The following is a 24,159-nucleotide window of genomic DNA, read 5'->3' on the forward strand; positions in this document are numbered from 1 at the left end:
GGCTGCGCGCGTACGGCTATTTGCGATCGGAACGGAACGAACTGGTGATGTCCATGGCGATGCCGCGGGCATCGGCGCCGGATCCGCCGGCCGCGGTGCTCGGCGTGGTCGGTGGCGTGGCGGTGGCGACGGTGGTCGTGGTGGTGGTCGTCGTGGCCAGTCTCGGGGGCGCGGTGACGACAGGCGTGCCGATCGTCGGCGTCTGGTGCGCGCTGGATGTCGACGACGAGCTCGACGAGCTGCTGGCGGGTATGGGCGCGAACGCGGATGACGGCGGTGTCGGCGTAAGCACGGGCGGCATGGGCAGGTAGCCGCCGCCGCTGAGGGCGGCCCCGGTACCGCCGGTCGGATCGCGCAGCGGCGAGTGGGGACGATCGGGCAGCAGGCGGCGGCCGCTGTCCTTGAGATCGCCCATGCCCTGCTTGGCCAGTTTCATCACGACGTTCTGCTCTTTCGGCGGCAGCGACTGGTAGTACGCGCCAAGCTTGCGCTTGGCGTCGTTCCTGCGCTCCTCGTAGCTCGAGCGGGCCTGCACGTCCTTGAGGTTGCCGGCGCCTTGCGCGGTGCTGGCGATCTGGCCCGGAGCGACGCTCATGACCGTCATGGCGCCGGCGACGGTGCCTGCCACGCCGGAGGTGACGCCGGGTTCCTGCAGGGTGCGCATGCCCTGGTGGCGCAGGAAGTCGTGCGCCGCGGCCTGTCCCGTCGTCTTGACGCCGGAGCCGGTATGGCCCGCGGGCTTGCCGCCGGGCACGCTCAGCACGGTCTGCGCGGTATCCGTGCGCGCACCGTCGCTGGCTTCGGCGACGGGCCTGACGTTCGGTTCCAGGATCGTGCTGCCGGCGTACTTGGGCAGCACGCTGTTGCCGCTCCAGGCCGGCATGGTGGCCGTGCCGTCGGTGTTGACCTTGCGCCGCGACAGGAACCGCATGGCGTCCGTCGGCAGAAAGCTCTCGTGGTAGCCGCTGCTGTGCCCGGAGGTGGTCGGGTTGGACGGTGAGCGGAACTCGCTCTCGTCGATTGGCTTGGCCTGCACCACTTTTTCGGTGCCGGCGGGGCGGAAGCCGCCGGAAGAAGCCTGCCCCGAGGTCAATGTCTTGTCGGACGAGGCCTTGTAGCCAGGCATGGGCGACAGCGTCGGCGGCGCGGTCGGCGGCGGTGGCATCGGCGACAGCGAGCTCGATGGCGATGCTGCACCGGACGAGGTGGCCGGCGCGGTCGAATGCGTCGCGCCGCCATGCAAGGGCAGCATGGGCGAAAGCGCTGAGGAGGAGGTGGTGGACGAGGGCGGCGGCGTGGAGGTCGTCGATGCCGTGGTGGTGATCGAAGGCCGTGGCGCGCTGGCCGCGCCACTGCGTAACACGGGCGACAGCGTGGTCGGCCTGGGCGATGGGGTGACCATGGGCGACAGCGTCGTACTGGACGTGCGCGTGGACGAGGTGGACGAATGCTGCAGTGGCTGCCCCGAGGTCGAAGACGACGACGAAGGCGTGGAACTGCGCGGGCGCCCGCCTCCCGAACCGCCGCTGCCAGAACCGCTCCCGCTCCCGCTGCCGGAGCCGCTCCCGCCCGTGCCAGAACTCCCTGTTCCGTGTGGCATGACCCTGATTCCCCCTCAAGGACCCCGGAGGTTACTCCGGGCCCGGGGCGCTCGCCAGGGCGCGGCAGCCGTGGGCATTCGCGCACGGCGGGGCCTGCCGGCCCGCGCTACCATCGAACGGCTTTCGCCCAGCCCGGACGCCACGCGGATGCGCCTCCATCCCCTGCCAGCCTGAGGAGTTCCCGTGCGGCGAAGAGCCTTCCTGCGCCTGAGTGCGCTCGCACCGTTGGGTGCATTGAGCCTGCGTGTCGACGCGGCAACCGCTCCGCCGAAGCAGGCGGAGCCTGCGCCCGATGGCCGCGTCCATCGCTTCGCACTCGGCAAGCGCGAGTTCCTGCTGGATGGACGTCCATTCCAGATCCGCAGCGGCGAGATGCATCCGATCCGCGTGCCGGCGGAGTACTGGACGCAGCGCATCCGCATGGTCAAGGCGATGGGCCTGAACACGGTAGCCATCTATCTGATGTGGAACGCGCTGGAACAAGAACCCGGCGTGTTCGATCTGGAAAGCGGCAACCGCGACTTCGTGCGCTTCATCAAGCTGTGCCAGCAGGAGGGCATGTGGGTGTATCTGCGGCCCGGGCCGTACGTATGCGCCGAATGGGATTTCGGCGGGCTGCCGCCGTATCTGCTGCGCGAGCCGGACATCCGCGTGCGCGACAAGGACGATCCGCGCTACATGCGGGCAGTGGCGCGTTATCTGGACACGATCGCGCCGCATATCGCGCCGCTGATGGCGGACAAGGGCGGGCCGATCCTGATGGTGCAGGTGGAGAACGAGTACGCCTCGTTCGGCGGCGACCTGGCGTATCTGCAGCGGATCCAGGCGATGTGGCGCGAGCGCGGCATCGAGGGGCCGTTCTCCATTTCGGATGGGCTGGGCACGATCCAGAAGCAGCAGACGTATCTGCCCGGCAGCGCGCTGGGCCTGGACGGCGATACCGATTTCGCCGCGGCGCAGGCGATCGCCGGCGAGGCGCCGGTGTGGGTGGGCGAGGGTTATCCCGGCTGGCTGACGCATTGGGGCGACCAGGAGTTCCAGCGCGGCGATTACGCGGCGACGCTGAAGAAGCTGATGGCCGAGGGGCGCTCGTTCAATCTGTACGTGGCGCATGGCGGCAGCAATTTCGGTTTCGGCGCGGGCGCCAATGCGGATGCCGACTACGGCAAGTTCGATCCGGTGATCACCAGCTACGACTACGGCGCGCCGATCGACGAGCGCGGCGCGGCGACGGCGGATTACCGCGAGTTCCGCCGCATCATCGGCGAGAAGCTGGCGCATCCGCTGCCGGCGGTTCCGGCGGCGCCGCCGGCGATGCGGTTCGCGAAGTTCGAGCTGCAGCCGTATGCGTCGCTGTGGGAGAACCTTACGCCGGCGAAGCCGCTCGACCAGGGGCCGGTGGCGAACGAGCTGCTGTTCGGGCAGGACCACGGCATGGTGCTGTATCGCGCGATGTCACCGAAGGGCGGACGCCTGTCCGTCGAAGGCGTGCGCGATTACGCGACCGTGTTCGGCGCGGGGCGTTATCTCGGCTACATCTCGCGCGTGCGCAAGCCGGGCTTGCGCGAGGCCACCTACGTGGAGGTGCCGGCGCCGCATGCGCAGGATGGCGAGGCGATCGAGATCCTGGTCGACAGCTTCGGGCACGTCGGCTATGGGCAGGCGATGGCGGACCGCAAGGGCATCGTGGGCGAGATACGGCTGGATGGCGAAGTGCAGCAGCACTGGTCGGCGCATGGTTTTCCGCTCGACGATGCTTATCTGGCGGGGCTGCGTCCGCTGGCGCACAAGCCGGAGCGGCCGGGGCTGTTCTTCAAGGGCGCGCTGGCGCTGCAGAAGACGGCGGATACCTATCTGGACATGAGCGCCTGGGACAAGGGCTATGTGTGGGTGAACGGGCATCTGCTGGGAAGGTATTGGCGGATCGGGCCGCAGCAGCGGTTGTTCTGTCCGGCTTCGTGGTTGAAGGCGGGGGAGAACGAGGTGCTGGTGTTCGATATGCATCGCACGGAGGAGGCGGCGATCGAGGGATTCGAACACCTCCACGCCTAGCCGTCATTCCGGCGTAGGCCGGAATCCAGTAGCGACAGTGTTGGATTGTCGCGTCATCGCCCAAAAGCGAAATGCGTGGGCGATATCGCGACAATCGAGCCCCGACGTCACTGGATTCCGGCCTGCGCCGGAATGACGAGGATTGAGAGGTTGTCGCGGTCCCGTCAGAACTCTACGTGCGCACGCAGCGCCACGAATCTCGCCGGCCCGCGGTCGCGGTTGTAGCCAGGGTGCCGCACCCACTGGACATCCGGGCTCAGCGTCAGATGCTCGAACGGCACGAAGCTGTAGTACGCCTCCATGATTTGTTCGCGGCCGTAATTCAAGGCGCCATCGCCCAGCACGAAACCGCTGCCGCCCAGCTCCAGATATTCGCGGTGCGGCGAAGACAGCGCATTGATCGCCAGGCCCAGGCTGAAGTGATCCTGCTGGCGTCCCCAATGCGTGCCGGACAGCTGGAAACCGCCGCTCAGCGTGCGATCCACTTCGGTAAACGCAAACGATTCGTTGCGCCCGTCGTTCCAGCCGGCACGCATGAATAAACCGGTTTCCCCGCCATCGGCCAGCGGCAGTTCGCCATTGAGGCCGACGCCGTACTTCTTGCGGCCGGGGCGGTCATCCGCGCGGATATCCGGCGTGCTGCCGGTGGCCAGCGCCTGCGCTATCACGGTGCGGTACACGCCCATGCTCGCCTGGTTCTGGAACAGCAGGGCGCGCAAGGCCCAGCCATCCTTGTCCGGCTGGAGGGTCAATTCCAGCTGCTGCCCGCGCGCCTTGCGCAGCGATTCCACCAGGTGCGAGCCGTTCGCTTCGGTGGGCATGCGGTAGATGCCGTAGCGCAGGCTCCAGCCCGCTTCGACCAGGCCCAGCATCAGGCCTTCGGTATAGCCGCGCGTGTCGGCGGCGAAATCCCAGGCCACGTTGTTGAACAACGCCCAGTTCATGAACTGCGTGCGGGTACCGTCGGCGTAGCGGTTCTTGTCGAAGTCGTCATTGATCGCCATCTTGCCGATCTTCACTTCGATGCGGCGCGCGGCTTCCTTGCCGGGCAGCTGGTCCATGGCGCGCTCGTTGTCCTCGGTGTCGTCGCCCAGCGGCAGGGTCCAGCGCAGGAAGCGGCGCGCCACGTAGGGCGATTTGCCCAGGTTGGCGGAGCCGGAGCGGATCACGTCGCCGTTGGGCAGGCCGGCCATGCCGGTGGCGCCGCTGACGCCCTGGCCCTTGAACATCTCCACGTCGAAGTAGAACTGGAAATGCGCGGGCAGGGCCACGCCGAAGTAGGCGCCGAAGGTGTGCGAGCGGGCGGTGTCGGTGCGTGCGCTGAGGCTGAGCGGGCCCGAGTAGGGCGAATGCACGCGGTCCTGGTGCTGGTCGATCATGGTGTATTGCGCGCCGAGGAATTGCGGCACGAACACCGGTGCTTCGTCAGCGCGCAGGGCCGGGCCGGCGGACAGCAGGGCGGCGACTGCCAGGAAACGCAGCGATTTCATCCTTACTCCGTGGCGGCGCGGCCCATGTTTCCGCGGCAAGGCGCATGGTGGCACGCGGGTGTGGCACGTCAACGTCAACGAGGTGCCGGCACCGGAAACGGAAAGGCCGCCTTGCGGCGGCCTTTCGTCAAAGCATCCAACAGCCGATCAACCGCCGCGCGAAGCCTTCTTGCGGTCGTTCTCGGTGAGGTGCTTCTTGCGCAGGCGGATTTCCTTCGGGGTGATCTCGACCAGCTCGTCGTCGTCGATGAAGTCCAGCGCCTGCTCCAGCGAGAACTTGATCGCGGGGGTGAGCTGGATCGCATCGTCCTTGCCGGAGGCGCGCATATTGGTCAGCGGCTTGGGCTTGATGGCGTTGACGGTGAGGTCGTTGTCCTTGGAGTGGATGCCGACCAGCTGGCCTTCGTACACCGCGTCGCCTTCGGCGGCGAACAGCTTGCCGCGCTCCTGCAGCGGCCCCAGCGAATAGGCGGGGGTGTTGCCGGCGGCGTTGGCGATCATCACGCCGTTGAGGCGCTTGGCGATCTGGCCTTCTTCCTTCGGACCGTAGTGGTCGAACACGTGGAACAGCAGGCCCGAACCCTGGGTCAGGGTCTTGAACTGGTTCTGGAAGCCGATCAGGCCGCGCGCCGGGATCATGTACTCCAGGCGCACGCGGCCCTTGCCGTCCGGCTCCATGTTCTTGAGCTGGCCCTTGCGCACGCCCAGGCGCTCCATCACGGGGCCCTGGTGGATTTCTTCCACGTCGACCACCAGCTGCTCGATCGGCTCCATCTTCTGGCCGTCGATCTCCTTGATGATCACTTCCGGACGCGACACGGCCAGCTCGTAGCCTTCGCGGCGCATGTTCTCGATCAGCACCGACAGGTGCAGCTCGCCGCGGCCGGAAACCAGGAACTTGTCGGCGTCCGAACCCTGCTCGACGCGCAGCGCCACGTTGTGGACCTGCTCGCGCTCCAGGCGCTCCTTGATCTGGCGGCTGGTGAGGAACTTGCCGCCGGAGAGGTCCTTGTTGCCGGCGAACGGCGAGTTGTTCACCTGGAAGGTCATGCTGATGGTGGGCTCGTCCACGGTCAGCGCGGGCAGCGCCTCGGGGGTGTCGAGCGCGCACACGGTGTCGGAGATGGTCAGCTCCTGGATGCCGGAGATGGCCACGATGTCGCCGGCCTCGGCGGTCTCCTGCTCGATGCGCTCCAGGCCCATGAAGCCCAGCACCTGCAGGATCTTGCCCTGGCGCTTCTTGCCGTGGCGGTCGATCACGGCCACCGGCATGTTCTTCTTCAGGGTGCCGCGCTGGATGCGGCCGATGCCGATCACGCCGACGAAGTTGTTGTAGTCCAGCTGGCTGATGCGCATCTGGAACGGGCCTTCCGGATCGACTTCCGGCTTGGGCGCGTGCTTCATGATCGCTTCGTACAGCGGGGTCATGTCGCCTTCGCGGGTCTCGGGATCGAGCGAGGCGTAGCCGTTCAGGGCCGAGGCGTAGACGATCGGGAAGTCCATCTGCTCCGGCGTGGCGCCGAGGCGGTCGAACAGGTCCCAAACCTGCTCCACCACCCAGTCGGGGCGGGAGCCGGGGCGGTCGATCTTGTTGACCACCACGATCGGCTTGAAGCCCATCGCGAAGGCCTTCTGGGTCACGAAGCGGGTCTGCGGCATCGGGCCGTCCATCGCGTCGACCAGGATCAGCACGGTGTCGACCATCGACAGCACGCGCTCCACCTCGCCGCCGAAGTCGGCGTGTCCGGGCGTGTCCACGATGTTGATGCGGTTGCCCTGCCAGGTGATGGCGGTGTTCTTGGCCAGGATGGTGATGCCGCGTTCCTTTTCCTGGTCGTTGCTGTCCATCACGCGCTCGGCGAGCACGGTGCGCTCGGAGAGCGTGCCGGACTGCTTCAGCAGCTGGTCGACGAGCGTGGTCTTGCCGTGGTCGACGTGGGCGACGATGGCGATATTGCGCAGATTTTCGATGGACATGGAGTGGGCTCGGGCGGCCGGAATGGCCGTCGCGTGGTTTTCTCAAGGGCGAATCGGCGGATTATACGGGCTTATGTGACAACTTGCTTGTCGTCCGCCTGCTTTGCGCCCTCTCCCCCTTGGGGAGAGGGCCGGGGTGAGGGGCCGGGGCTCGCGAAAACGCCTGTTCGCGGCGAAGCGCCCTGAAGAGCCCATTCAGGCGGCAGTGCGCGCCCGGGTCACCCGGCTGGCCGTTTCCTTGTGCAGCTGCGCCGCCAGCCAGGCCCCCGCCGCCACCAGCAGGTCCAGGTTCACCCCGGTTTCCATGCCCATGCCGTGCAGCATGTAGACCACGTCCTCGCTGGCCACATTGCCCGTGGCGCCCTTGGCGTACGGGCAGCCGCCGGTGCCGGACACGGCGCTGTCCACTACCCGCACCCCTTCCTCCAGGCAGCTGAGGATATTGGCCAGGGCCTGGCCGTAGGTGTCGTGGAAGTGCACGGCCAGGGCGGCCATGGGCACCTCGGCCGCCACGGCCTTAAGCATGGCGCGGGCCTTGGCGGGGGTGCCGACGCCGATGGTGTCGCCCAGCGAGATCTCATGGCAGCCGAGCTGGTGCAGGCGCGCGGCCACGCGGACCACGTCCGCCACCGGCACCTCGCCCTGGTAGGGGCAGCCCAGCACCGTGGACACGTAGCCGCGCACCTTCACGCCCTCGGCCCGGGCCAGCTCCAGCACGGGGCGGAAGCGCTCGATCGATTCGTCGATGCCGGCATTGATGTTCTTGCGGTTGAACGCCTCGGAGGCCGCGGTGAACACCGCCACTTCGGTGGCGCCCACTTCGCGCGCGCGCCGGTAGCCCTGTTCGTTCGGCACCAGCACGGGGTAGCTCACCCCGGGCACCTTGCGGATGCCCTGGAACACCTCGGCGGCGTCGGCCAGCTGCGGCACCCACTTGGGGCTGACGAAGCTGGTGGCCTCGATGGTGGCCAGGCCGGTGGAGGAGAGGCGGTCGATCAGGGCGATCTTCACGTCGACCGGGAGCATGGCCTTTTCGTTCTGCAGGCCGTCGCGGGGGCCGACTTCGACGATGCGGACGTGGTTGTCGTTCATGGCGGTGGTGACCCGTGGCAACGTGAAGGGAGATGCGTCCGGCGCGGCGCCGGTCAAGTGGCGAAGCGCACCAGCACGGCGTCGGCTTCGACGAAATCGCCCTGCGCGGCGCCGATGCTGTCGATGGTGCCGGCGCGCGGGGCCTTGAGCGCCAGTTCCATCTTCATCGCTTCCATCACCAGCAGCTCCTGGCCTTCTTCCACCTGGTCGCCCGGCCTGGCCTTGACCAGCACGATGCGGCCCGGCATCGGCGCCGCCACCTGGTTGCCGCCGCCGCCTTCCTTCGCGGCCCACTCGAACGCGGCCGCGCGCATGAACGCGTGGCGGCGGCCGTCGGCGTCGTGCAGCAGCACGCGCTGCGCATCGGCGCGCAGCGGCAGGCGCAGCGCTTCGCCGTCGAAGCGGGCGCTGAGCGCATTGCCGTCGTGGCGCGCGCCCTGCACCTGGCAGCTGGCCTCGCCGTGGCGCAATTGATAGTTGCCGTCGTGGCCGTGAGCTTCCACTTCGTAGCGCTGCTCGCGCAGCGACAGCGCCACGATGCGCTTGCCGGCATGGCCGACGCGCCAGGCGTCGGCGCGGGACCAGGGCGAATAGGGATCGCTGCCATGCGCGGCCTGCGCCGCCACGGCATGCTCGTCGTGCAGCAGCGCGGCGACGGCGGCGGCGAACAGCAGTTGCGGCGCGGGCGCGGCGTCGCCGGCCAGGAATTCCTCGAGGTGGCGGTCGAGATAGCCGGTGTCGATGCGGCCTTCCACCACCACCGGGTGGCGCACCAGGCGCTCGAGGAAGGCGATATTGGATTTCGGCCCGGCGATCTCGCAGGCCATCAGCGCTTCGCGCAGGCGCTGCAGCGCTTGCGCGCGGTCGCGGTCGTGCACGATCAGCTTGGCGATCATCGGGTCGTAGAAGATAGTGACCGTGTCGCCTTCGATCACGCCGCCGTCCAGGCGCACGTGGCGCGACGGTGCCGGCAGGCGCAGGCGCAGCAGCTTGCCGGAGCCGGGCAGGAAGTTCTGTTCCGGGTCTTCCGCATACAGGCGCACTTCGATGGCATGGCCCTGCGCGTGGATCTGATCCTGGCGCAGCGGCAGCGCTTCGCCGGCGGCCACGCGCAGCTGCCATTCGACCAGGTCGACCCTTAAGGTTTCCTCGGTGACCGGATGCTCCACCTGCAGGCGCGTGTTCATTTCCATGAAGAAGAATTCGCCGCTTGGGCCGACGATGAATTCCACCGTGCCCGCGCCGACGTAATCCACCGCGCGCGCCGCGGCTACCGCCGCCTCGCCCATGGCGGCGCGGCGTTCCGGCGTGAGGAAGGGCGAGGGCGTTTCTTCCAGCACCTTCTGGTAGCGGCGCTGCGCCGAGCATTCGCGCTCGTTGAGATGGATGACGTTGCCGTGGCTGTCGCCGAACACCTGGAATTCGATATGGCGCGGATGCTCGACGTAGCGTTCCAGGATCACCCGCGTATCGCCGAAGGCATTGGCCGCCTCGCGCTGCGCGGAGGCGAGCGCGTCGGCGAATTCCTTCTCGGCGCGCACGATGCGCATGCCCTTGCCGCCGCCACCCGCAGCGGCCTTGATCATCAGCGGGAAGCCGGTGCGGCGCGCCTGCTCGGCGAGGAAGTCCGCGTCCTGGTTGTCGCCGTGGTAGCCCGGCACCAGCGGCACCGCGTGCTTTTCCATCAGCGCCTTGGCGGCCGCCTTGGAACCCATGGCGTCGATGCTGGCCGGGCGCGGGCCGATAAAGGCGATGCCGGCCTCGGTGCAGGCGCGCGCGAAGGCGGTGTTCTCGGACAGGAAACCGTAGCCAGGATGGATGGCCTGGGCGCCGCTGCGCCGGGCCACGTCGAGGATGGCGTCGGCGCGCAGGTAGGAGTCGGCCGGACGCGGCCCGCCGATCGGCCAGGCCTCATCGGCGAGGCGCACGTGCTGCGCATCGGCATCGGCCTCGGAGTACACCGCGATGGTGTGGATGCCCAGGCGGCGGCAGGTGCGGATCACGCGGCAGGCGATCTCGCCGCGGTTGGCTATGAGTACGCGCTCGAACATGCACGGGTCCGTCGTAGGTGGGGTGCAAAGTCCGTAAAACTAGCAGAACGGGCGTTTCAGGCCGATGCGCGGCGCAGCATTCATGCGAATGGCGTAGGTTGGGGTGAGCGCAGCGAACCCCAACGATGGCGTGCCGGCGGCTATTTGTTGGGGTTCGCTGCGCTCACCCCAACCTACGTCGACGATGAGGGCGTTATTCGCCTTCCCAGTAATCCACCGACTCGCCCTGCCTCCCCACTACGCGGAAAAACTGCGGCATCCCGTCCGCCCCCGGGCCGTACTCCGCCATTACGCCGTACTTGTTACTGTCCGGGTACTCGCACACCTCCGGATACTGCCGCGTGCTGATGCTCAGATAGCGCAGCTCCTTGTCGCTGGTGTTGGCGATCTGGTGCGCGGTCTCCGGCCCGCCGGGCGGGCAGGCGATGATGTCGCCGGCGCGGATGGGGTGGCGTTCCTCGCCGATGCGCACTTCGCCTTCGCCATCCAGCACGAAGAACATTTCCTCGTTCACGCGATGGTTGTGGAACGGATAGCCGCGCTTGCCCGGCGGCAGCACCGTCACGTTGTAGCCGAGCTTCTGCGCGCCGAGCTGCATCGAGATGCGCGCGATGCGCGGGCCGTAGCGTTCGGCGGCGGTGCCGGTGGGGGCGAAGGCGAGCGGGATGGGCTGCGGTTCGACGTCGGCGACATTGACGATTTGGCGGGCCATGGCAAGTCCTGGGTAGGTTGGGGTGAGCCGGAGGCGAACCCCAACAATGCGATGCGCGTGGAGGTGGTGGTGTCGGGGTTCGCTGCGCTCACCCCAACCTGCGCCGCGGCGTCAGGCGGGCAGGTGGCAGACGGCTTCCACGTTATGGCCGTCCAGATCCAGTACGAAAGCCGCGTAGTAGTTGTCGTGGTAATGCAGGCGCAGGCCCGGCGGGCCGTTGTCGGTGCCGCCGGCGGCCAGCGCCGCGGCGTAGAAGCGGTCGACCGCTTCGCGCGTCGGCGCCACGAAGGCCACGTGGATGGCCGACAGCGGCGCGATCGGGTCGGCGCTGATCCAGAAGCTGGGCTTGCCGTCCTTGCCGAAGCCGGCATGCGAGCGGCTGCCCGTCACTTCCTGGGTGACTTCCATCGCCAGGCCGCCGCCGAGCGGGGCCAGCACGCGTTCGTAGAAGGCCTTGCTGCGTGCGTAGTTGGAGACGGGCACGCCGATATGGTCGAGCATGGAAGCTACTCCTTGCAGGGAATGACGGTGGCTGGCGCGGCGAGTTTATGCCGGTGCGGCCCAGGCCGCAGCGCGCTTGTCGAGGAAAGCGCCGAGTCCTTCCTGGCCTTCGGCGGAAACGCGCAGGCGGGCGATCAGTTCGGCGTTCTCGCGGTCGACGCGCTCGGCCTGCGCCTGGTCCTGCCCGGCCACGCGCAGGGCCAGCCGCTTGGCCTCGGCCTGGGCGACGGGGCCGGCCTTGGCGAACGCGGCCAGCACGGCGTCCACCGCGCCGTCCAGTTCCTGCGCCGGCACGCACTGGTGCAGCAGGCCGATGCGCTGGGCGGTGGGTGCGTCGAACAGTTCGCCGGTCAGGAACAGGCGGCGCGACTGGCGCAGGCCGATCGCGGCGATCACGTACGGCGAGATCACCGCCGGCACCAGGCCGAGCTTGACCTCGGTCAGGCCGAACTTCGCGCCGTCCACGCCGATGGCGATATCGCAGCAGGCGACCAGGCCCACGCCGCCGCCGTAGGCCGCGCCGTTGACCCGCGCGACGGTGGGCTTGGGCAGGAACTGCAGGGTGCGCATCAGCGCGGCCAGGCGCAGCGAATCTTCGCGGTTCTCCGCCTCGCTGGCCTTGGCCATGCCGCGCATCCAGTGGAGGTCCGCGCCGGCGGAGAAGCTGGCGCCCGCGCCGGTGAGCACCACCGCGCGCACGGCCGGGTCGCGGCCGGCGGCGGCGAGCGCATCGGTCAGTTCGGCGATCAGGCCGTCGTCGAAGGCGTTGTGCACCTGCGGGCGATTCATCGCGATGGTGCGGACGCCGGCGCGATCGGCGAGCTGGAGGCTGGGGTACATGGCGGCCTGGAGGTCTGGGGAAAGCGCCTAGGTTAGTCAAAGGCGGCGGCCAACGGCCAAGGGGCAGCAAGAGCTTGCGATCCACCCGTAGGCAATGGCACAGCCGGTGTTGATTCCCCCGTTTCCATCACAACCTGGTTACAATGCGAACCATTCTTATTTGAGTGTTGGCCGTGCGACTGTCCGACCTGCCGAAAGGGGCGCCTGCCGTGGTGGACCGAGTGGACGATGTGCTTGCCGGCGATCCGATCGCGCAACGCCTGCGCGACCTGGGTTTCGTTGCTGGCGAGCCCGTCCGCGTGGTGGCCCGCGGGCCGCTGGGCGCGGATCCGCTGCTGATCCAGATCGGCTCGACGCGCTTCGCCCTGCGCCGCAGCGAAGCGGCGCGCGTCACGGTGCGCACGGAAGAACACGTCCAAGGAGTGCACGGATGAGCGCCAGCACCCTGCGCATCGCCCTGGTGGGCAACCCCAACTGCGGCAAGACGGCGCTGTTCAACCAGCTCACCGGCGGCCGCCAGAAAGTGGCCAATTACGCCGGCGTCACCGTGGAGCGCAAGGAAGGCCGCTTCACCGCGCCCAGCGGCCGCGTACTGCACCTGATCGACCTGCCGGGCACCTACAGCTTCGACGCCACCAGCCCGGACGAGCAGATCACCCGCGACGTCTGCGCCGGCGCCTATCCGGGCGAGCCGGCACCGGATCTCATCGTCTGCGTGGCCGACGCCACCAACCTGCGCCTGCACCTGCGCTTCGTGCTGGAAGTGAAGCGCCTGGGCCGCCCGGTGGTGCTGGCGCTGAACATGATGGATACGGCGCGCCGCCGCGGCATCGATATCAACGTGGACGAACTGCAGCGCCGCCTGGGCATCCCGGTGGTCGAGACCGTCGCGGTGAAGCGCGGTGGCGCCAAGGCGCTGATCGAGCGCGTGGACGGTGCGATTCCGGAAGCGCCGGCCGCCTTGCCGGACGACCCGGCCAGCCGCGCCGACCTGCACGGCCAGGTGCGCGAGCTGCTCGCCGCCACCGTGGCGATGCCGCGCAGTACCGACGCCATCGACGACGCGCTCGACCGCTGGGCGCTGCATCCGGTGTTCGGTCTCGGCATTCTCGCGGTGCTGATGTTCCTGATCTTCCAGGCGGTGTTCTCCTGGGCGCAGCCGGTGATGGATGCCATCGCCGCCGGCGTGGCCGCGCTTGGCGGCTGGGTGACCAGCGCGCTGCCGCAGGGGAGCGCGCTGCACAGCCTGCTCAACGACGGCGTGTTCGCGGGCCTGGGCGCGGTGCTGGTGTTCCTGCCGCAGATCCTGATCCTGTTTCTGTTCATCCTGGTGCTGGAGGAATCCGGCTACCTGCCGCGCGCGGCCTTCCTGCTGGACAAGCTGATGTTCAAGGCGGGCCTGACCGGGCGCGCCTTCATTCCGCTGCTGTCGAGCTTCGCCTGCGCCATCCCCGGCATCATGGCCACGCGCAGCATCACCGACCCGCGCGACCGCCTCACCACCATCCTGGTGGCGCCGCTGATGACCTGCTCGGCGCGCCTGCCGGTGTACACGCTGCTGATCGCCGCCTTCATTCCGCAGCGCACGGTGTGGGGCGTGTTCAACCTGCAGGGCATCGTGCTGTTCACGCTGTACGTGGCGGGCATCGTCAGCGCGCTCAGCGTGGCCTTCGTGATCAAGCGTTTCCGCAAGGACAAGAGCGAGCACGCGCTGCTGATGGAGCTGCCCTCGTACCGCCTGCCGAATCCGCGCGACATCGCGCTGGGCCTGTGGGAGCGCGCGCTGATCTTCCTCAAGCGCGTGGGCGGCATCATCCTGGCGCTCACCGTGCTGCTGTGGTTCCTGTCCAGCTTCCCGGCGCCGCCGGAAGGCGCCACCCAGCCGGCCATCGACTACAGCCTGGCCGGCCGCCTGGGCCGCGCGCTGCACTACGTGTTCGCGCCGATCGGCTTCAACTGGCAGATCTGCATCGCGCTGATCCCGGGCCTGGCCGCGCGCGAAGTGGCGGTGTCGGCGTTGGGCACGGTGTACGCCATGTCCGCGGCCGCGGGCGGCGACGATGCGCTGGCCAGCCAGCTCGGTCCGGTGATCGCGCAGCAGTGGTCGCTGGCCACGGCGCTGTCGCTGCTGGCCTGGTACGTGTTCGCGCCGCAATGCATGTCGACCATGGCGGTGATCCGCCGCGAGACCAATTCCTGGCGCAACGTGGCGATCACGGCGGGCTATCTGTTCGGCCTGGCCTATCTGGCTTCGCTGATCACCTACCAGGTGGCGAGGGCGCTGTCGTGACTGCGTTCGCCATCGTGCAGGCGGTGATCATCGGCGCGCTGGTGCTGTGCAGCGCGCTGTACGCCTTCCGCAAGCTGCTGCCGGGCCTGAGCACGCGCTGGCTGGCGGCGGCTTCGGCCTCGCTCAACAAGCCGTGGCGCAAGCCCTGGCTGCGCGCCCTGGGCCGCCGGCTGCAGCCGGCGCAGGCCACCGGCAACTGCGGCGACGGCTGCGGTACCTGCGGCAGCTGCGGGCCGACGCCGCCGTCCGCGGCGCGGCCCGAGGCGCAGCCGCTGGAATTCCGTCCGCGTCAGCGTTGACGCTTCTGCTCGTCATCCCGGCGCAGGCCGGGATCCAGTGGCGTTACCGCTGGATTGTCGCGCAAGGGTGCAAGAGCTTCGGCCTTACGTCATCGCTCAGATGAGCCATGTCGCTACTGGATCCCGGCCTGCGCCGGGATGACGCTGTGTAGGCAGCGCTTCCCTATCGATCAGGCATCACCGCCGCGCCGGAAGCGCAGCTGCTTGCGCTGCTTGAACAGATCCACCATCCAGAACATTACGGCGCCCGCCGCGGGCAGCCGCGCGTCGCTCAGCAGCACCACGGCCGCGATGATCACCAGCACGCCGACCAGCGTATCCGGCAGCTTGCTCAGCCATGAGCGCTTGCCCGGATTGCGCGCGCGCATGCGCAGGAAGCCGAGGGCCAGCGCCGGTATCGCCAGCAGCTGGGCGGGGAACAGCAGGGGCTTGCCGTCGTCGGTCTGGCCCAGGCTGTAGATGGCGAACGCGGCCAGCGCCAGCACGGGCACGAAGGCCATGCGCAGCAGCGGCCATGGCGTCACCGGTTGTTCCGGCTGCTGCTGCCAGCGCCAGGCCACCAGGAACAGCAGGTAGTAAGCCCAGGCGCCGGTGGCGATGCCGGCCAGGACCGGAAAAACGTTGCGGCCTTCGGGGTCGTCCACCACCGCATACAGCAGCGTGCCGGACAGCAGCAGCGCGAAGCAGCGGATCGCCCCGACGATCACCCGCGGCCGCGTCACCACGAAGCGCTCGGCCGCGCCGATGCAGAAACGCGTGAGGCGCGGATCGAAGAAGCTGTCGAGCAAGGCCACGTTGCCGCCGCACAGCCGCAGCGCGAAGCGCCCGAGCGAGCTGAGCCGGTGCGGGATCAGCGCGGCGAACGCGATCCACCACCAGCGGAACGGCTGGCGCAGGCGCTGCAGTTCGCGCCAGGCCTGGTTCGGCATCGGATAGGGCTTTTTCGGATCGCGCGTGACGGTGGCGAGCACATTCTTGTTGCGCTCCTGCATCAGCCACGACAGCTCCAGGCGCGCGGCGAAATCCTGCGGCGCCTGCCCGGCCTGCGCCAGCAGCGGGCGCAGGCCGAAGAACTGGATCAGCAGCGCGGCGCAGGCCGCGGGCATCGGCGGACGCTCCAGCCACAGCCGTTCGAACAAGGGCCGCGCGGCGGCCTGGCGCACGGCGAAGTTGCGCAGCGCCGGCTGCACGCACAGCACGGCTTCCAGCGCCGCGCGGTCGCCGGCCAGCGCCTGCGCGCTGAGCCAGGCATAGAAGCCGTCCATGTCCAGCCACTGCGCATTCGCGCCCCAGGGCTGCATGGTGGGCGAGTGGCGCTTGACCAGCTGGTAGCGCTCCTGCGCGAGGTTGCGCAGCTGGTGCAGGTGCATCGCGTCGACGCCGCTCTGGGTGTGCTCCAGATCGAAGAAGCCCAGTGTGGCGTCCATGCTCGCCGCGTCGATCGGCGGCACTTCCTGCAGCAGCCGCTGGATCAGCGCGCGCCCCACCTGCTGCTTGATCTGCAGCGACCATAGCGCGGGCTGCTCGTGCAGCCAGGTTTTCAGCTGGCGCGGGTCGCCTAGCGGCGCCAGCTTCAGATAGGCCTCGATAAAGACCTGCAGATCGAAGACCTGCGGCGCCGCGGCGGTGGGCGGCTGGCCGAACTGCACGGGGCGCCACGGCTGGTGCCTGTCCGGCACGGGCGGCGGCGGGGGCATCGGTGCGGGCGCCGCCGCGGGCGGCACGCGCGGCATCTGCGGTGCGGACCGCATCGGCGGCAGCTCCGGCATAGGCTGCGGCTGGACCGGCGCGGCGATTTCTCCGGCGCGCTCCAGCTCCTCGCCGTCGTCCTCTCCGGCTTCGTCCTCGTCCGGCGCCATCGCCATCATCGCCGCGCGCGCCTGCCAGGCCAGGGCGCGCTGATACATCTCGTGCAGCTGCTGGAAGCCGGCCGGATCCTCGTCCGGACGCACCGTCCGCAAGCGCCTGGCATAAGCGCGCTTGATCTCCCGCTCGTCTGCTTCCGGCGGCAGGCCGAACCAGTCGAGCGGGGACTTCACAGGCTGGCCTCGAGCGTATCCAGCGCCTCGCCGAAGTGGCGGCGGTGCTCGCGGATCATCTGCTCGTCCTGGCTTTCCAGGATCGAGCGGAAGCGCGCGATCCAGTGCTGCAGCTGGTCGCGTGCCTGCACGTATTCCTCGTACAGGCGTTCGGCGCGGGCGAGCATGGCGATGTTCTCCTGCTTGTCGCGCGGATGCACCTTGATGCTTTCCAGCGCCAGCAGGCGCGCGCGGATTTCCTCGGGGCTGAGCACGCCGGGGTTCTGTTCCAGCACCAGCTCGTGGCGCTCGCGCGTGGCGATCACCTCGGCTTCCACCTGCAGCACGCCGTTGACGTCATAGGTGAAGCGCACGTTCACCGCGTTCTCCTGGGTGCTGCGCTGCGGCGGCAGGGGAATGTCCAGCTCGCCCAGCTTGATGTTGCGCTCGACCATCGGGTTCTCGCCCTGGAACACGCGCAGCTTGATTTCGCGCTGGTGGTCGCGGGTGGGATAGAACTGCTCCTCGCGGCTCACCGGCACCGTGCTGTTGCGGTGGATGATCGGCGCGAAGAAGCCGTCCTGCTCGGTGCCGCCTTCGTCGCGGCGCGATACCGCGATGCCCAGCGTGTAGGGGCAGACGTCGGTGAGGATCACTTCGTCCAGGCGCTGGTCGCGCGCCTTCATGCCGGCCGCCGCGCAGGCGCCGAGCGCGATGGCCTGGTCGGGGTTGATGTGGCGCAGCGGCAGCCGGCCGAACATGCGCGAGACCAGGCGCGCCGCCAGCGGCATGCGGCTGGCGCCGCCGACCAGGATGATCTCGTCGAGCTGGTTCGGTTGCAGGCGCGCGTCGCGCATGGCGCGTTCCAGCGGCGCGCGCATGCGCTGCACCAGTTCCTCGCTGAGGCGGGCGAAGCGTTCCTCGTCGATGTTCCAGGACAGCAGCTCCTCGCCGCGCTTCCAGTTCACCTGGGCCTGGCCGGCGCCGAGCTCGCGCTTGGCCTGCTCCAGGCGGCGGCGCAGCTGGCCGCGTTCCTGCGGCGACAGCTCGCCCAGCTTGTGGTCGGCGTGGAAGGCCGTTTCCAGCACGTCGAGGAAATCCTCGCCGCCGAGATAGTTGTCGCCGGCGCTGGCATGCACTTCGACCACGCCGTCGAACATCTCCAGGATCGACACGTCGAAGGTGCCGCCGCCCAGGTCGAACACCAGGAAGCGCGTGCCGTCGCGCTGTTCCTGCAGGCCGTAGGCCAGCGCCGCCGCGGTGGGTTCGTTGATCAGCCGCTCCACGCGGATGCCGGCCAGCTCGCCGGCGGCGCGGGTGGCCTTGCGCTGCGCGTCGGAGAAATAGGCCGGCACGCTGATCACCGCCTCGCTCACTTTCTCGCCGGTGGCCGCCTCGGCGTCGGCGATGAGCGTGCGCAGGATCAGCGCCGAGAGTTCTTCCGGCCGGAACGTGCGGGCGCCCAGCCGGGTTTCGCGCGCGGTGCCCATCCAGCGCTTGAACGCGGCCACGCTGTCAGCGGGGTGGCTGATCATGCGGTCGCGCGCGGCCTGGCCGACGATGATGTGGCCTTCCTCGTCGACACTCACCACCGAAGGCGTCAGCAGTTCGCCCAGCGCATTGGGAAACAGTGTTGAACCGGCTTCGCCGTAGCGGCCGACGAGCGAGTGGGTGGTGCCTAGGTCGATGCCGACGATCATGCTTGCGAACCCTTGTCGATAAATGAAACCCGCGGCGCGCTCAGCGCACGCCGGGCGTGGCCTTGCGCATCAGCCAGGACTGGCCCATGCCCCAGAACACCATGGCCAGGGCGGACGTCCACTGGAACCACAGCGTGCTGCCCACGACGTAGCTGCGGAACGCGCAGATCGCGCCCATCAGCAGGATCACCCTGGGCAGGTATTTGTTGGCGTCCTCGCGCTTCAGATACGTGAGCAGCGCCAGCAGCATCGCCGACGCCGCCACGCCGTTGGAGACGTGATGCGGCGGCGGCAGCTGCGCGGCAGCGGCGAAGGAGAGCGCGGCGAGCAGCGGAACGAAGCTCGCCTGGATCGCCGTGGCCAGGCGCGAATGCGGCCCCGGCAAGGTCTGCCAGAACAGCAGGAAGTTGAACACGACGACATAGAGCGGCAGGGCGAACGTCGCCAGTATCGCGATGTCGACATAGCGCCGCGGATCTGCCGCGGGCCCGGCCTGCCAGGCGACGAAAAAGCAGATCGACGCTTCCGCGGCCAGCGCAGCCAGCAGGCGCACGCCCCATACGATCAGCTTGGGCCGGGTCAGCTGGCCCGGCGCGCCGGCTTCGCTCCAGAAATACAGCGAGCGGTGGTCGAAGTAGCGGCCGAGCAGGCGCACGTGGCGGCCATGCAGGCCGACCGCGGCGCGCAGCCGGAAAATGAAATCGCCCAGTTCGCGCGGCAGCGACAGCGACAGCGCGAGCAGCAGGATGCGCGGCCAGCTGAAGGGGCGCGCAAGCTGGTCGCGCAGGCGCCGCGTGCGGGCCACGTCGATATAGCGCTGCTGCGGGTCTTCCACCGCGCGCGCCAGCAGGTTCACGCGGGCCGGCGCCATCAGCCAGGCCAGGTGGCGTTCGGCCACCGCCGACTGCGTGGCCTGCGCGTCGCCGCCCAGCGCCGCGTCCGTCCATGCGAAGAATTCGGCGAGCTGCTCGTAGCACATGCGCGGCATCGGCCGCGGTTCGGCGCGCAGCCAGTCCAGCGCGGCGCGGCCGGCCTGCTGTTCTTCCGCCAGCGACCAGGCCATGTTGCGCAGGCTGAGCCAGGCCCACAGGTCGGCCGGGTCGCCGGCCGTGCACAGCTCCTGCAGGCGCGCCAGGAAACTTTCCGGTTCGAAGCGTGCGCCGAGCCGCGGCTGTTCCGGGTGCTGGGCGAGATAGCGGCCGATCGGCACGTAGCGCTGGTGGCAGGTTTCGCGCAGGTAGAAAAGCAGGGGGCCATCGGCGCCGCGGGCGACCTGGTCCAGTTCGAAGTAGTCCAGCAGCGTATCGATGCAGGTCGCCGGCATCGGCATGGGGTTGTGGCGCAGCTGCCGCAGCACGGCGTCGCCGAGCTGCTGCTTGAGCCGCAGCGACCACAGGCCGGGGTGGTGCTCCAGCCAGCCGCGCAGCGCGGCGGCGTCGCCCTGGACGGCGATCAGCGAGAGTTCGCGCAGGAAGTCGTCGGGGTCGACCTGGATCGCGTCGTGGCGTTCCATCGCCGTGGCGGGAGGCGCGTGCGGGACTGGCTGCGGGCGCGGGGAGCGCTCGGCGGGAGCTGGCGCAGGCGCGGCGGGCGCGGGCATGGCGACGCGGTTGCGGCACCACTGCAGCGCCTGCTGGTAGGCATCGTGCAGGCGCTGGAAGCCGGCCGGGTCCTCGTCCGGCCGGTGCTGCTTCAACAGCTGCGCGTAGGCGCGCCTGATCGCCTGCTCGTCGGCGTCGGGCGCCAGGCCCAGCCGTTCAAAGATGCCGTGGATCATGCGGTTCCCTGCTGTGGTGCCGGTCCTCTCCCTGGGGCCGGCCCATCGCGCCGTCCGGCGCGATGGCTGCTATGCGTTCTGCGTGCACGTTCCGTCCCCCTGTCGAAAGAGCATGCCGCGTTTCGGCTACATACGGAACACGCCGTAGCGCTGCGGCTCGATCGGCGCATTGAGCGAGGCGGAGATGGCCAGGCCCAGCACGCGGCGGGTGTCGGCCGGGTCGATGATGCCGTCGTCCCACATGCGCGCGCTGGCGTAGTAGGGGTGGCCCTGGCGCTCGTACTGCTCGCGGATCGGCGCCTTGAAGGCTTCCTCGTCCTCGGCGCTCCAGCTCTTGCCGGCCGCTTCCAGGCCGTCGCGGCGCACGGTGGCCAGCACCGAGGAGGCCTGCTCGCCGCCCATCACGCTGATGCGCGCGTTCGGCCACATCCACAGGAAGCGCGCGCCGTAGGCGCGGCCGCACATGGCGTAGTTGCCGGCGCCGAAGCTGCCGCCGATCACCACGGTGAACTTCGGCACGTGCGAGCAGGCCACGGCGGTGACCATCTTGGCGCCGTCCTTGGCGATGCCGGCGTTCTCGTACTTCTTGCCGACCATGAAGCCGGTGATGTTCTGCAGGAACACCAGCGGCACGTTGCGCTGGTTGCACAGCTCGATGAAGTGCGCGCCCTTGAGCGCGCTCTCGGCGAACAGGATGCCGTTGTTGGCGACGATGCCCACGGGGTAGCCGTGGATGTGGGCGAAGCCGCAGACCAGGGTCTTGCCGTAGCGCGCCTTGAATTCGTGGAATTCGGAGCCGTCGACGATGCGTGCGATCACCTCGCGGATATCGAACGGGCGGCGCGTGTCCTGCGGGATCACGCCGTACAGCTCCTCGGCGGGGTAGCGCGGCTCGGCCGGCGGGCGCAGCGCCAGCGGGATGTCCTTCCGGCGATTGAGGCTGGCCACGATGTCGCGGGCGATCGACAGCGCGTGGGCGTCGTTCTCGGCGAAGTGGTCGGCCACGCCGGAGACAGACGTATGGACGTCCGCACCGCCCAGCGCCTCGGCGTCCACCACCTCACCGGTGGCGGCCTTCACCAGCGGCGGGCCGCCCAGGAAGATGGTGCCCTGCTCGCGCACGATGATGGTCTCGTCGCTCATCGCCGGCACGTAGGCGCCGCCGGCGGTGCAGGAGCCCATCACCACGGCGATCTGCGGAATCCCCAAGCCCGACATGCGCGCCTGGTTGTAGAAGATGCGGCCGAAGTGTTCCCGGTCCGGAAACACTTCGTCCTGCAGCGGCAGGAAGGCGCCGCCGGAATCGACCAGGTAGACGCAGGGCAGGCGGTTTTCCAGCGCCACTTCCTGCGCGCGAAGGTGCTTCTTCACGGTCATCGGGAAATACGTGCCGCCCTTGACGGTGGCGTCGTTGGCGACCACCACCACCTCGATGCCGTGCACGCGGCCGATGCCGGTGATGATGCCGGCGGCCGGCGCGGCATCGTCGTACATGCCGTGCGCGGCCAGCGGCGAGAGTTCGAGAAAGGGCGAGCCGGGATCGAGCAGGGCGCGGATGCGTTCGCGCGGCAGCAGCTTGCCGCGCGCGGTGTGCTTCTCGCGCGCCTTGTCGCCGCCGCCTTCCGCGCTGACGGCCAGCTGGTGGTGCAGGTCGTCCACCAGCGCGCGCAGGTTGGCGCTGCCGGCCTGGAATTCGGGCGAGCGGGTATCGAGCTGCGAGGTAAGGACACTCATGAGGCGAGGGCGCGTTCGAAGGGAAAGGCCGGATGATAGCGGCCGGCGCGCCGGGGCCGAAACGCACCGCCGCATTTCCTCGCGCGGCGCCGCGCTATTTCTCGCGGACGAAAAAAAACCGGCCGCTCGCGCGACCGGTTTTCCTTGAAGCAGATCGCTAAGGGATTACTGACCCTTGGCGGCGTCCTTCGCCTTGTCCGCAGCGTCCTTGGCGGCGCCGGCAGCGTCCTTGGCAGCGTCGGCGGCCTTGGAAGCGGCGTCGGCAGCCTGCTCCATGGCGGCGGCCGGAGCGGTGCCGGCAGCAGCCGGGGCAGCAGCGGTCGAAGCCGGAGCAGCAGCCGGAGCGGCGGCGGTCGCGGCGGCAGCCGGAGCCTCGGCAGCCTTCTGAGCCTGGTCAGCCGACTGCTGAGCCTGGTCAGCCGACTTCTGGGCGTCCTGCGCGGAATCCTGCGCGCCGTTGCTGCAAGCCGCCAGCAGCGCGACGAGCGCGGAGGCGAGTAGGGTACGCGTGAACTTCATTGTTGAATCTCCTTTGCCGTGGAATGCCGTTTGGCGGGCGTATTAATAGCGCTTTCGCGGAATTTGCGCCACATCTTTATTTAACAAGGCCATAGCCGGTTATCCCCCTTTCATGGGGGTACCGGCCGGGCCATGCCTGTTCTGCTTTAGAGCAGTTCGACCGCGATGGCGGTGGCTTCGCCGCCGCCGATGCACAGCGAGGCGATGCCGCGCTTCAGGCCGCGGGTCTTCAGCGCGTTGAGCAGGGTCACCACCAGGCGGGTGCCGCTGGCGCCGATCGGATGGCCGAGCGCGCAGGCGCCGCCGTTGACATTGAGCTTGTCGTGCGGGATGCCCAGCTCGCGCATCGGCGCCATGGCCACCACGGCGAAGGCTTCGTTGACCTCGAACAGGTCCACGTCCGCGACCTTCCAGCCGGCCTTTTCCAGCACCTTCTGCATGGCGCTGACCGGGGCGGTGGTGAACCATTCGGGTTCCTGCGAATGGGTGGCGTGCGCCACGATGCGCGCCAGCGGCTGGATGCCGCGGGCCTTGGCGTCGTCGGCCGAGAGCAGCACCACGGCGGCGGCGCCGTCGGAAATGCTGGAGGAGCTGGCGGCCGTGATGGTGCCGTTCTCCTTGCGGAAGGCGGGCTTGAGGGCCGGCACCTTGGCGATGTCCGAGCGGCCCGGCTGCTCGTCGGTGTCGACCACCACGTCGCCCTTGCGGCCGGCCACGGTGACCGGGACGATCTCGCCGGCGAAGGCGCCGTTCTGCTGCGCGGCCTGCGCGCGCTTGACCGACTCGATGGCGAAGGCGTCCTGCTCCTCGCGGGTGAAGTGGTACTTGTCGGCGCACAGCTCGCCGAACACGCCCATGGCCTTGCCGTCGTACGGATTGGTCAGGCCGTCCCAGGCCATGTGGTCGACCAGCTGGCCGTCGCCGTAGCGGATGCCGGTGCGCGCGTTGACCATGTGCGGCGCATTGGTCATCGACTCCATGCCGCCGGCCACCACCACGGCGGACGAGCCGGCCTTGATCAGGTCGTGGCCGAGCATGATGGCCTTCATGCCCGAACCGCACACCTTGTTGACGGTGGTGCAGCCGACGGCGGTGGGCAGGCCGGCCTTGAGCGCCGCCTGGCGGGCCGGGGCCTGGCCGAGGTTGGCGGGCAGCACGCAGCCCATCAGCACTTCATTGACGTCCTGTGCGGCGATGCCGGCCTGCTCCAGTGCGGCCTTGATGGCGGTGGCGCCCAGCGTGGGGGTGGGCACGCCGGTGAACTGGCCGAGGAAAGAGCCGATGGCGGTGCGCTTGGCGCCCGCGATGACAACACTGACGTCCGACATGGAGATCTCCGCAAGGACTGGGTGGGCAGGGGATGCCCGTAGGGTGTGTAGCGATCGCCGGATTATCGCAGCCGCCTACCACTGTCGGCAAACCGTTGCCGTGCCAAGGGTTTGCATGCGACCTCCGTCATTATTCCTTCGCAATTCGTTGCGCCGGCTTTGTGCCAACATTAGCCGC

19 protein-coding genes are annotated in these 24,159 nt (G+C 69.0%); 5 read left to right on the top strand and 14 right to left on the bottom strand.

Going from position 1 to position 24,159, the window contains the following annotated elements; translation table 11 throughout:
• Positions 1–16 precede the first annotated feature (16 nt).
• Positions 17–1,126 carry a hypothetical protein gene (locus tag FHW84_RS07455; RefSeq protein ID WP_167254021.1) on the bottom strand — a complete coding sequence of 370 codons (1,110 nt, stop codon included), beginning with the start codon at positions 1,124–1,126 and terminating at the stop codon, positions 17–19.
• Here FHW84_RS07455 and FHW84_RS07460 point away from each other — a divergent pair.
• On the top strand, positions 1,125–1,775 hold the full coding sequence (locus FHW84_RS07460; protein ID WP_167254023.1) for a hypothetical protein: 651 nt from the start codon (positions 1,125–1,127) through the stop codon (positions 1,773–1,775). The two genes, FHW84_RS07455 and FHW84_RS07460, sit on opposite strands and share 2 nt — an antisense overlap.
• Before the next feature lie 9 nt (positions 1,776–1,784).
• On the top strand, positions 1,785–3,653 hold the full coding sequence (locus tag FHW84_RS07465) for a beta-galactosidase (RefSeq protein ID WP_167254025.1): 1,869 nt from the start codon (positions 1,785–1,787) through the stop codon (positions 3,651–3,653).
• 164 nt (positions 3,654–3,817) lie between these two features.
• Here the strand turns inward: FHW84_RS07465 and FHW84_RS07470 are convergent, their stop codons facing one another.
• The 7 genes from FHW84_RS07470 to FHW84_RS07500 form a co-directional block, all read right to left on the bottom strand.
• Positions 3,818–5,143: a carbohydrate porin gene (locus FHW84_RS07470; RefSeq protein ID WP_243867982.1), complete on the bottom strand. Its 1,326-nt coding sequence runs from the start codon at positions 5,141–5,143 to the stop codon at positions 3,818–3,820.
• 147 nt (positions 5,144–5,290) lie between these two features.
• Positions 5,291–7,120, bottom strand: a complete 1,830-nt coding sequence (typA, locus tag FHW84_RS07475; protein WP_167254027.1) for a translational GTPase TypA — start codon at positions 7,118–7,120, stop codon at positions 5,291–5,293.
• Between the two features lie 195 nt (positions 7,121–7,315).
• Entirely contained in the window at positions 7,316–8,212 is an 897-nt protein-coding gene (locus FHW84_RS07480) for a hydroxymethylglutaryl-CoA lyase (protein WP_167254029.1), read from the bottom strand.
• A gap of 53 nt (positions 8,213–8,265) precedes the next feature.
• On the bottom strand, positions 8,266–10,263 hold the full coding sequence (locus tag FHW84_RS07485) for a biotin carboxylase N-terminal domain-containing protein (RefSeq protein ID WP_167254032.1): 1,998 nt from the start codon (positions 10,261–10,263) through the stop codon (positions 8,266–8,268).
• A gap of 193 nt (positions 10,264–10,456) precedes the next feature.
• Entirely contained in the window at positions 10,457–10,975 is a 519-nt protein-coding gene (locus tag FHW84_RS07490) for a cupin domain-containing protein (protein ID WP_167254034.1), read from the bottom strand.
• Positions 10,976–11,086: 111 nt separating this feature from the next.
• Positions 11,087–11,476: a VOC family protein gene (locus tag FHW84_RS07495; RefSeq protein WP_167254036.1), complete on the bottom strand. Its 390-nt coding sequence runs from the start codon at positions 11,474–11,476 to the stop codon at positions 11,087–11,089.
• A gap of 45 nt (positions 11,477–11,521) precedes the next feature.
• The gene (locus FHW84_RS07500) at positions 11,522–12,316 is read right to left on the bottom strand and encodes an enoyl-CoA hydratase-related protein (protein ID WP_167254038.1); all 795 of its coding nucleotides are present in this window, start codon (positions 12,314–12,316) and stop codon (positions 11,522–11,524) included.
• A gap of 173 nt (positions 12,317–12,489) precedes the next feature.
• On the opposite strand from FHW84_RS07500, the gene FHW84_RS07505 reads away from it, so the two are divergent.
• From FHW84_RS07505 to FHW84_RS07515, 3 genes are read left to right on the top strand one after another with little or no spacing between them, the layout of a single operon-like run.
• Entirely contained in the window at positions 12,490–12,750 is a 261-nt protein-coding gene (locus tag FHW84_RS07505) for a FeoA family protein (RefSeq protein ID WP_167254040.1), read from the top strand.
• Positions 12,747–14,606 carry a ferrous iron transporter B gene (locus FHW84_RS07510; protein WP_167254042.1) on the top strand — a complete coding sequence of 620 codons (1,860 nt, stop codon included), beginning with the start codon at positions 12,747–12,749 and terminating at the stop codon, positions 14,604–14,606. The genes FHW84_RS07505 and FHW84_RS07510 overlap by 4 nt, the downstream gene beginning before the upstream one ends.
• Positions 14,603–14,905 (top strand): DUF6587 family protein, encoded by a 303-nt coding sequence (locus FHW84_RS07515; protein ID WP_167254044.1) that lies wholly within the window; start codon positions 14,603–14,605, stop codon positions 14,903–14,905. The genes FHW84_RS07510 and FHW84_RS07515 overlap by 4 nt, the downstream gene beginning before the upstream one ends.
• 170 nt (positions 14,906–15,075) lie before the next feature.
• Here FHW84_RS07515 and FHW84_RS07520 read toward each other — a convergent pair whose 3' ends face one another.
• The 6 genes from FHW84_RS07520 to FHW84_RS07545 all read right to left on the bottom strand — a co-directional run bounded on the left by FHW84_RS07520 (position 15,076) and on the right by FHW84_RS07545 (position 23,981).
• Entirely contained in the window at positions 15,076–16,944 is a 1,869-nt protein-coding gene (locus tag FHW84_RS07520; RefSeq protein ID WP_167254046.1) for a J domain-containing protein, read from the bottom strand.
• Positions 16,941–18,623 carry a molecular chaperone HscC gene (locus FHW84_RS07525; RefSeq protein ID WP_167254047.1) on the bottom strand — a complete coding sequence of 561 codons (1,683 nt, stop codon included), beginning with the start codon at positions 18,621–18,623 and terminating at the stop codon, positions 16,941–16,943. The genes FHW84_RS07520 and FHW84_RS07525 overlap by 4 nt, the downstream gene beginning before the upstream one ends.
• A 40-nt stretch (positions 18,624–18,663) precedes the next feature.
• Positions 18,664–20,400 carry a J domain-containing protein gene (locus tag FHW84_RS23075; protein WP_208399696.1) on the bottom strand — a complete coding sequence of 579 codons (1,737 nt, stop codon included), beginning with the start codon at positions 20,398–20,400 and terminating at the stop codon, positions 18,664–18,666.
• A gap of 126 nt (positions 20,401–20,526) precedes the next feature.
• Entirely contained in the window at positions 20,527–22,134 is a 1,608-nt protein-coding gene (locus tag FHW84_RS07535; protein ID WP_167254049.1) for a carboxyl transferase domain-containing protein, read from the bottom strand.
• A gap of 165 nt (positions 22,135–22,299) precedes the next feature.
• Positions 22,300–22,653: a hypothetical protein gene (locus FHW84_RS07540; protein ID WP_167254051.1), complete on the bottom strand. Its 354-nt coding sequence runs from the start codon at positions 22,651–22,653 to the stop codon at positions 22,300–22,302.
• A 146-nt stretch (positions 22,654–22,799) separates the two neighbouring features.
• The gene (locus tag FHW84_RS07545; protein WP_167254053.1) at positions 22,800–23,981 is read right to left on the bottom strand and encodes an acetyl-CoA C-acyltransferase; all 1,182 of its coding nucleotides are present in this window, start codon (positions 23,979–23,981) and stop codon (positions 22,800–22,802) included.
• Positions 23,982–24,159: the final 178 nt, after the last annotated feature.

This window comes from Dyella sp. SG562, from assembly GCF_011759495.1.
GTDB classification, from domain to species: Bacteria; Pseudomonadota; Gammaproteobacteria; order Xanthomonadales; family Rhodanobacteraceae; genus Dyella_D; species Dyella_D marensis.